6 protein-coding genes and 1 other RNA gene are annotated in these 9248 nt (G+C 63.2%); 1 reads left to right on the top strand and 6 read right to left on the bottom strand.

The genetic code is table 11. The annotated features are described in order from the left end of the window. Positions 1-66: 66 nt before the first annotated feature. The 3 genes from NE584_RS19940 to NE584_RS18745 form a co-directional block, all read right to left on the bottom strand. Entirely contained in the window at positions 67-1629 is a 1563-nt protein-coding gene (locus NE584_RS19940; RefSeq protein ID WP_050623409.1) for a peptidylprolyl isomerase, read from the bottom strand. A 214-nt stretch (positions 1630-1843) separates the two neighbouring features. Next, positions 1844-2041, bottom strand: a non-coding RNA gene (gene ssrS / locus NE584_RS18750) — 6S RNA. Between the two features lie 8 nt (positions 2042-2049). Continuing rightward, positions 2050-2367 carry a DUF1292 domain-containing protein gene (locus tag NE584_RS18745; RefSeq protein WP_050623410.1) on the bottom strand — a complete coding sequence of 106 codons (318 nt, stop codon included), beginning with the start codon at positions 2365-2367 and terminating at the stop codon, positions 2050-2052. Positions 2368-2618: 251 nt separating this feature from the next. Between NE584_RS18745 and NE584_RS18740 the strand changes: the two genes are divergently transcribed. Further along, positions 2619-5303 (top strand): transglycosylase domain-containing protein, encoded by a 2685-nt coding sequence (locus NE584_RS18740; RefSeq protein ID WP_170116216.1) that lies wholly within the window; start codon positions 2619-2621, stop codon positions 5301-5303. Positions 5304-5417: 114 nt separating this feature from the next. Here the strand turns inward: NE584_RS18740 and NE584_RS18735 are convergent, their stop codons facing one another. The 3 genes from NE584_RS18735 to NE584_RS18725 form a co-directional block, all read right to left on the bottom strand. Beyond that, a complete protein-coding gene (locus tag NE584_RS18735) occupies positions 5418-6431 on the bottom strand; it encodes an alpha-hydroxy-acid oxidizing protein (RefSeq protein WP_108980525.1) in 1014 nt (337 codons plus the stop codon). Between the two features lie 115 nt (positions 6432-6546). Next, positions 6547-7980, bottom strand: a complete 1434-nt coding sequence (gene malQ, locus NE584_RS18730; RefSeq protein WP_108980526.1) for a 4-alpha-glucanotransferase — start codon at positions 7978-7980, stop codon at positions 6547-6549. 139 nt (positions 7981-8119) lie between these two features. Beyond that, positions 8120-9248: AAA family ATPase (locus NE584_RS18725; protein WP_256183489.1), on the bottom strand; the 1129-nt coding region annotated here is incomplete at its 5' end.

The raw sequence follows: 9248 nt of genomic DNA, 5'->3' as shown, positions 1-9248 counted from the left end.
CCCCCCCCCCCCCCCCCCCCCCCCCCCCCCCCCCCCCCCCCCCCCCGCTCGTATTGATTGGGAGGATCACTCCACATATTTCAGACCGCTGCCCCGGGTGACAGTGCAGGCACTGGCCAGTTTTTCGGCCCACTGGCTGTACTGCTCGTTGTTCAGGGCGTTTTTGGCGCTGACGGCCCAGACGGGGTCGTCCCAGCCTGCAAAGTACATGATATGATAACCCTTGACGGAACTGCCGGTGTTCTGGATGATGCCGGTGTCTCCGGGCTGGCGGCTGGGGTCCAGGGACCACTGGGTAAAGGTGTCCACATAGCCGGAGTAAGGAGAGACATACTGGAGCAGCCCGCCGTTGGAAGCAGAGCTGGTGTCAGCGCTGTTCTCCTGGGCCAGCTGGGCAAAGGAGTCCTCAGTGGCATCGCCGGCCTCCCACTGGGCCAGCAGTTCCTCCGCCTTGGCCTTTGCCTGCTCATACTGCTCTTCGGTGGGGGTGATGTTGGCGTCGGCGGCGCCGATCAGGATGTGGCGCACATCGGCGGTGGGGGCGTCATCCCGTACACGGTCGTGGAAGAGGGCTACGCAGTAGTTATAGCTCTCGCTGCTGCCGCCGGCATACTCCACCAAGGTGATGTCGCCGGGCCGGCGGGCGCTGTCATAGGCCCACTCGCTGTATTCCGAATTGACGGTGGAGCCCATCTGTTCCAGCGCCACCTCGGAGGAGTAAAGGGAGTCACTGAACTCCTCCGCCAGGGCCTCCGGGTCCTCCCCGGCCTCCAGGCGGGCCTGGAGCGCCTCGGCCTGCTCCTTAACGGCGGCCTTCTCCTCCTCCAGGGCGGCGGCCTTCTCCTCATCGGTCATTTCAATGGTGTTGCCCTCGTCGTCCACGGTGTTCACCCGGGCCTGGAAAACGAACTGGGACAGAGTGAAGGTGTCCAGCTCGTCGGCGTGCTCCTCATAGTAGGCATCCAGCTGGCTGTCGTCGTAGGTGTAGGAGTCCACCTGGCTCTGGGCGTAGTCAGCGGCCAGATAGTAGCGCTCCATGATCTGGACGAATTTGTCATAGCTCATGGTGGGGCCGTAGTTGGCGCGGACATAGGCGTCCTTGCTGCCGTAGCCGGAGGTGATGGTGCCGGCCTGAATGGAGTCCAGGGTGTTCTGCAGGCTCTCCTGGGCCTGGGCGGACATGGTGTATCCGCTGGCCTGGGCCTCGTTGGCAATGGCCGCCTGCTGAGTCAGGGTCTGGATGGCCACGTCCAGCAGATGGTCGCGCCAGGTCTCGCCGGTGGACTCGTCGTAGATCTGGTCCTCGGGATCGAGGGTGTAGTCCATGGTGCTGGCGCCGCTGTAGCTGTTGTAGATCTCCTGCTGAAGGGCGCCGTTGTAGTAGTACTGCACATCGGCGGCAGTGTAGTCCTGCCCATCGATGGTGACGGCGGCGGCGCGGCTCTGGAAGAAATTGCTGTTCCAGATCAGAAGGCCGACGCCGAACAGGACCACCAGAACGGCAAGCACCGTGTAGACGATGTGGTGGACATGGGTCTGACGCTCCTCCTGCTGCTGCTTGAGCTTCTTTTCACTGAGACCCTGACCGCTCGGGTCCTGGCGGGTCTTCTTCTCTCGGGATGCACTCACAGTTTGTTCAGTCCTCTCGTTCAGTTGGCAATGCGCGTGGTTCACGACCGCACATTTCTTGATATTATATAAGAAATGACCCCAACTTTCAAGAGGAGAAGCGGGTTTTCCTCTGGGCGGGGGCAGCTTTTACATTTTATTCATGTTTCCGGGGAGGGAGCAGGTGTAAAAAAGAGCCGCGGCAAAGCCGCGGCCCCAGTTCCAAATGGATCATTTATACCCCGCTCTGGCCGTGTGGGCCCGTTTAAAACCTGCACGACTGGCAGGTGGGTCACCTCCACAGCGCTTTACTGCTTCCAACTTCCAGCATGCCGCAGGGGCAGCCGGGAGGCCTGCAAGCCACGCTGTGAGGGGGTGTCCCGTTTTAGAAATGTGGGTTTAAAAGAGCCCATCACGCACCGAGCAGGAGATCCAGTTCGGTCAATCCTCCATCTCTTCGTCCGCAAAGAGACGTTCCATAAACTGGTTGTAGATCAGGTCCAGCTCTTCATCGCTGTCCAGGGTGGACAGCAGCTCCTCGCCGTCCTCCTCCACCACCTTCATGATGATCAGGCCGTACTCCTCGTCATCCAGGTCGATGTCAGCAGGCTCGCCCTCCTGGGCATCCTCTGAGACGGCGGGGAAAAAGGCCATGTAGACTTCGTTGTTGTACTCCAGGGTGTCCAGGTGCTCCAGCTCGAAGTCATTGCCGTCCTCGTCGGTGACGGTAATAAAGTCAGGGCCGAATTCTTCACTCATGGAGATCCCTCCCGCTGTTTTGTTCTGGACCTATTGTACCCCGACTTGAAGAAAAAAGCAAGGCCCGGAGGCCCCAAATTTTCACAGGGGAGAAAAGCGACCTTTTGCCCGGTGGAAATCATAAAGGTGGACAAACGGGAATATTATGATATAATATGCTAGATATCCGGTGTCCCGCCCCGTCCGGGGCGGCTGCCGGAGCGGAGGATCTATCAACTGCCCGGGGGCCTGTCCCCAACGGAGGAAGTAACGTGTCAGAAGAACAGAACAGTCGTTTATATAACGAGAACAACGATTACGGGGAGCGGGATTACGCCCCCCGCAAGTCCGGAAAAAAGAAGAAGCGGAAGGAGAGCGGCGGCCATGTGGGCAGGCGCATCCTTCAGGTGCTGGGCACCCTGCTGCTTGTGGGGCTGTGTACGGGGGCAATCCTGTGCTGCTTCGCCGCCGTCTATATCAAGACGGTCATCATCCCGGAGGCCGGAGCCGTGGACCTGAGCCAGTTCGCGGTGGGAGAAAACAGCGTGATGTACTACATGGACCAGGACACCGGGAACTACCGGGAGCTGGTCACTCTGGCGGCAGAGGAGAACGCCGAGTGGGTGAACTATGAGGACATCCCCGAAGACCTGATCAACGCCACCGTGGCCATTGAGGACCGGCGGTTCTGGGAGCACAACGGTGTGGACTGGAAACGCACCGCTGCGGCCATCCTCTACATGTTCACTGGTCAGGATATCCAGGGCGGCTCCACCATCACCCAGCAGCTCATCAAAAACCTGACCCAGTACGACGATGTCACCGTCAAGCGGAAGGTCATCGAGATCTTCCGAGCCCTCCAGTTCGACAAGGACTACACCAAAGAGACCACTCTGGAGTGGTACCTCAACTTCATCTGGCTGGGGGACCGCTGTCGGGGTGTAGGGGCGGCGGCCATGAACTACTTTGGCAAGCCCGTGCAGGAGCTCACCCTGGCGGAGTGCGCCAGCCTGATCTCCATCACCAATAACCCCACCATCTATGGCCCTTACTCCGATGCTGTCTTCACCAACTCGGAGACCGGGGAGCAGAAGACTGCCCGGGACAAGAACAAGGAGCGCCAGGAACTGGTGCTGTGGAGCATGCTGGACCAGGGCTATATCACTCAGGAGGAGTATGATGAGGCCGTGGCCCAGGAGCTGGTCTTCGACCGGGCGGCGGGGGAGTCCACTCCCTCTACCATCTACTCCTGGTATGAGGAGCAGGTCATCTCCGATGTGAAGGACGACCTGAAGGCCCAGTACGGATACAGCGATGAGGCGGTCTCCCTGCTGCTGACCAGAGGCGGCCTGTCTATCTATACCTGTGTGGACCCGGATGTCCAGGCCCAGGTGGAGCAGATATACAGCGACCGCACCAACCTGGACTACACTTCCAGCAGCGGTCAGCAGCTCCAGTCCGCCATCACCGTCATCGACAACGAGACGGGCAACCTAGTGGGCATCGCCGGCCGGGTGGGGGAGAAGACGGGCAACCTGTGGATGAACTTCGCCACCGACAGCAAGCGTCAGCCCGGCTCCTCCATCAAGCCTCTGTCGGTGTACGCCCCCGCCTTTGAGATGGGCCTCATCAGCCCCATCTCCGTGCTGGATGACTATCCCCACGAGGTGATGGGCGGCCGGCCCTGGCCGGTGAACGTGGACGGCCGCTACCGGGGACTGGTCACCGTGCGTCAGGCCCTGTCCAACTCCTATAACACCGTGTCCGTGCGGGTGCTGGCCGACTTGGTCACCCCGGAGAACAGCTTCAACTTTGTGGAGGAGCACTTCCACCTCGATTTGGAGGATGGTGTGGAGATAGGCGGCCAGATGAAGAGCGACATCGGGGTGGCCCCCCTTTCCATGGGCGGCCTGACCTACGGCGTCAACACCCGGGACATGGCGGAGGCTTTCGCGGTGTTCCCCAACGGCGGCCTCTATCAGAAGTCCCGCACCTACACCAAGGTGACCCGGGAGGTGGACGGCGTGGAGACCGTACTGCTGGAAAACCAGCCTGAGTCCGAGGCCGTGCTCAAGTCGGAGACTGCCTACTATGTCAACTCCATCCTGCGGGAAGTGGTCACCCGGGTCAATACGTCGGGCAACTTTGACAGCGGCATGGCCATCGCCGGCAAGACCGGTACTACCGATGACAAGTACGACCGCTGGTTCGTGGGCTACACCCCCTACTACACCGCGGCGGTCTGGGTGGGCTTTGAGCAAAACGAGCGGGTGCCTGCCTCCGGGAACCCGGCCCTGAAGATGTGGACTCTGGTCATGTCCGGTGTCCACGAGGGGCTGGAAGACCGGAAGTTCTCTGAGCCCGCCGGGCTGACCACCGTCACCTACTGCCTGGACAGTGGCCTGCTGGCCACCGACTACTGCCGGATGGACCCGCGGGGGGACCGTACAGCCAGAGGAACCGTCTTCCAGGGCGATGCGCCGACCGAATTCTGCACCAGCCACACGGCGGAGACCACTGTTACGGTATGTTTGGACTGCCCCATCCTGGATGGAAACGGTGAGGAGACCGGCCTGTACCACCTGGCCGGGGAATTCTGCCCGGAGGAGAGCCGGCAGGAAGTGAGCCTGCTGGGCTACCAGCGGGAGGATGTGGGAGGCGCCAGCGCAGAGGACGCCAAGTATTTTCTGGGTGTGACCCAGGAGGCCGGGCCCTGTACGGTCCACACTGCGGCCCAGCCCGACCCGGATCTGCCCTTTGATCCCAACCAGCCATGGGACCCCAGCGATCCGTGGAATCCCAACACCAACCCACTGGATCCCACAGGGCAGGGCGGCGGGGGTGCCGCCGACCCTGGACAGGAGGACCCGGACGCGCCTCAGGGCGGAGAGACGGAGGACCCCAGCGGGACGGACCCCATCATCAACCCGGAGACAGGGAGGCCCTACGGATATTGAACAAAAAACGGGCCCGCGGAGCATCGCTCCGCGGGCCCGTTTTTCGTTCTGCAAACAGAGCGGCTCCCATATGCCGAAGACACGTGGGAGCCGCTTGTTATCTCTATATTTTACTTAGAAAAGGATCTCTCTGGTGATCTCTTTCAGACTGTGGACCCCGCACATAGCCATGGTGTCCTCCAGCTCCCCCTTCAGCTTCTGGGTCAGCAGGGCCACGCCCTCTGCTCCTCCGCCGTACACCGCCGTGACATAGGGGCGGGCCAGCAGAACGGCGTCAGCACCCAGCGCCAGTGCCTTACACACGTCCACGCCGCTGCGGATGCCGCCGTCCACCAGGATGACCATCTGATCCCTCACCGCGTCGGCAATGGCGGGAAGGGCTTCAGCCGTGGCGGGGACACCGTCCAGCACCCGGCCCCCATGGTTGGATACCACGATGCCCGCCGCGCCGGCCTCCAGAGCCTTGTGGGCCCCCTTCACGGTCATAACGCCTTTGATCAGGAAGGGGACTTCGGCGTACTCCACGATCTCCCGCAGCTCCGCCACCGTCTTGCTGCCCGCCGGGGGCTGGAGCCCCTTCAGGAAGGGGAGGCCGGCGGCGTCGATGTCCATGGCGATGACCTGGGCGCCGGCCGCCTTGGCCTCGTCCAGCTTGGAGAAGAGTGTGTTGCGGTCCCAGGGCTTTACGGTAGGAATGCCCTTCCCGCCGGAGGCACCGATGGCCCTGGCTGCGGCGGTGAAGACTGCGGGGTCGGTCCCGTCGCCGGTGAAGGCGGCGATGCCGGCCTGGGCACAGGCCGGGACCAGGATGCTGTTGTAGGCCTGGTCGTCATATTTTTCGCCGTAGTGCAGCTTGGTGGCGCCCACCGGGCCGGCAAAGACGGGCAGATCGTACTGCTGCCCGAAGAAGGTGTAACGGGTGTCCACAGGCTTGTTTTCGCAGATGGTGTCCAGATCCAGCCGGATGCTCTGCCACGCCTCATAATTCCGGACGGCGACGGTGCCGGTGCCCTTTGCTCCCGGGCCGGGCATGGAGCTGCCGCAGGCCCGGCCATTGCATACCGGGCAGGCTTTGCAGTAAGGGCCGCTGCATCCCCTGGCGGCCTGCAGGACTTCAGAATAGGTCATGGATCTTCCTCCTCACGTTTTCTCTCGTTATTGTATCGGCTGGGAGGCGGCACGTCAAGAAGAACAGGACAGCCCGCCAAGCCCTCCAAGGGGCACGACGGGCTGCTCTGCTGTTTCAGCGGCGGTAGGTGCGGGTGATCTCACGCAGCTTACCGGAGACGTAGGGGTTGAAGGCCTCCTGACGGACCCGCCAGCTCCAATTCTGGCTGCCCATAGTGCCGGGGGTGTTCATCCGAGCGTCGCTGCCCAGCCCCAGTACATCCTGGAGAGGGGCGATAGCCAGGCGGCTGGGAGCGGCCCAGGCGCCGGAGATCACGCCCCAGCCCAGCCCCTCGTCCTGCCGGAGCCGGAGATAGCGGCTGGCGAACAGGCGGGAGTCGGGGTCGGTTTCCATCAGCCACTGGAGGAAGGTCGGGGTGTCATGGGTGCCAGTATAGATGACGGAGTCCCGCTGGCAGTTGTGGGGGAGGTAGGCGCTCTCCCCCACGGGGTCGAAGGCGAACACCATCACCTTCATGCCGGGGATGCCGCAGGTACGGACGAACTGCAGGGCTTCGGGCCCCAGGTCCCCCAGGTCCTCCGCAATGAGCTCCAGCTGGGGGGCGGATTTTTGCAGGGCATGGAGGAGCTCCATCCCCGGTCCATCCTCCCAATGGCCCTCCCGGGCATTCTCCGCGCCAGTGGGGACGGACCAGTAGCTGTGGAAAGCCCGGAAGTGGTCGATACGCACGGCGTCATAGATGGCGGCACACCACTGGATGCGCCGCTTCCAGAAGTCAAAGACCCCCTGCTTGTTTCCCTTCCAGTCATAGAGGGGGTTGCCCCACAGCTGGCCCTGGTCAGAAAATGCGTCGGGGGGAACGCCGGCCGAGGCGGCCAGATGGCCCTTCCCATCCAGCTGAAAGAGCTCGGGCTGGCGCCACATCTGAACGCTGTCTGGGGAGAGGTAGAAGGGGATGTCACCCATGATGCGGATGCAGCGCCGGCTGGCATATTTCTTCAGAGCCATCCACTGGCGGTAGAAGGTCTCCTGGAGGAAACGGTGAAAATCAATCTCCTCCAGCTCCGGCGGAGGGGCGTCCTCAGGCCACTGCCAGAAAGGGGCTTGATACCGGTCGTGGAGGGCGGCGAAGGTGCAGTAATCCTCCAGCCAGGGCAGGTCTGGGGCGTCAGACTGGAGGTGGGCGGTTTGGGAGCGTTCCCAGGCCTTCCGCAGCAGGGGGATACGGGTCTGGGCCAGATGGTCGTAATCCACCCGGTCCGGGTCGGGCCAGCGGGCCCCGTCCAGCTCCTGGGGGGTGAGGAGCCCCTCGGCCGCCAGTTCATCCAGGTCGATGAGATAGGGGTTGCCGGCAAAAGCGGAGGGGGACATATAGGGGGAGGAGCCGTCCCCCGGTGGGACAAGGGGCAGGATCTGCCAGTAGTGCTGCCCGGCCTCGGCGAGAAAATCCACGAACCGCCGGGCGGGTCCGCCCAGGGAGCCGATGCCGTAGGGGCCGGGCAGAGAGGACACGGCCAGCAGGATGCCGCTGGAACGATGATCTTCCATGAAACGATGCCTCCTAAACGGGAATATGGCAAGCCCCGCTGGTGACCAGCGGGGCCGTGCATGTGCTGAGGGGTCGCCTTATGGGCATTATACCACAAAAGAAAAGGAAAGGAAAGAGAAAATTGTGCAATATTTCCGTTCATTTCGGGGAAACTGGGCGAACTGTGACCTTGCCTTGGGAGACGGAGACCTGGAGCGTGTCTCCGGGTACCAGGGCACCCCGCAGCACCAGGTCTGCGGCGGGGTCCTCCACCAGGGAGGAGACCGCGCGGCGCAGAGGGCGGGCGCCGTACTCCCGGTCCCCGCCGCTGCGGGCCAGCAGTTCCACCGCACCCTCCTCCGCAGACAGAGAGACGCCCAGCTCCGCCAGGCGAGCCCCCGCCTGGTCCAGCAGCTGCCGGGTGATGGAGACCAAGGAAGTGTGGTCCAGTGGGTGGAAGACAAGGGCGGCGTCCAGACGGTTGAGGAACTCCGGGGGAAAGGACTTCCGTGCGTCGGCCAGCACCTCCCGCTCCAGGGCGGTTCGGTCCCCCTCAGGGCCGGGGGAGAAGCCCAGGCCGGGTCCCCGCACGAAGCGTTGGGAACCCAGGTTGGAGGTCATGACCAGCACGGTGTTGCGGAAATCCGTTTTGCGGCCCCGGCTGTCGGTAAGCACCCCCTCCTCCATCACCTGGAGCAGGATGGACCAGATATCCCGATGGGCCTTCTCCAGCTCGTCCAGCAGCACCACGGACCAGGGGGAGCGGCGCACCGCCTCGGTGAGCTGTCCGCCGTCCTCATGGCCCACATAGCCCGGTGGGGAGCCGATGAGGCGGGAGACGGAGTGGGGTTCCATATACTCCGACATATCGAAGCGGATCAGGGCGTCCTGACTGCCGAAGAGGACAGCGGCCAGGGCCCGGCACAGCTGGGTCTTGCCCACGCCGCTGGGACCCAGGAGGAGGAAGCAGCCGGTGGGCCGGCGGCCGTCTTTTAGTCCCAGCCGTCCCCGTCGGATGGCTCGGGCCACCTGTTCCACTGCGGCATCTTGGCCCAGCAGCTGCCCGCGCAGATGGTCCTCCAGCTCCAAAAGGGCCCGGCGGTCCCCATCGTCCAGATCGGTGACCGGCACCCCGGTCCATTGGGAGAGGACCTCCCGGATGTGGCAGGGCTCCACCGAGCGCCGCTCCTGGCTGGCCTGCCAGGCCCGGCGGGAGTGATTCAGCTCCTCCCGAAAATCCTCCTCCGCGTCCCGGAGCATGGCTGCCTGCTCGAAGTCCTGGGCCCGG

The sequence above is a fragment of the Clostridium sp. DFI.5.61 genome (assembly GCF_024462915.1).
Classification (GTDB): Bacteria; Bacillota; Clostridia; order Oscillospirales; family Oscillospiraceae; genus Lawsonibacter; species Lawsonibacter asaccharolyticus.
This window is presented reverse-complemented; position numbering and strand designations above follow the sequence as displayed.

Excerpts from the sequence above, each read along its gene's own strand:
- NE584_RS18745 (WP_050623410.1), bottom strand. The coding sequence starts at position 2,367 with ATGAGTGAAGAATTCGGCCCTGACTTTATTACCGTCACCGACGAGGAC.
- malQ (WP_108980526.1), bottom strand. The coding sequence starts at position 7,980 with ATGGAAGATCATCGTTCCAGCGGCATCCTGCTGGCCGTGTCCTCTCTG.
- NE584_RS18735 (WP_108980525.1), bottom strand. The coding sequence starts at position 6,431 with ATGACCTATTCTGAAGTCCTGCAGGCCGCCAGGGGATGCAGCGGCCCT.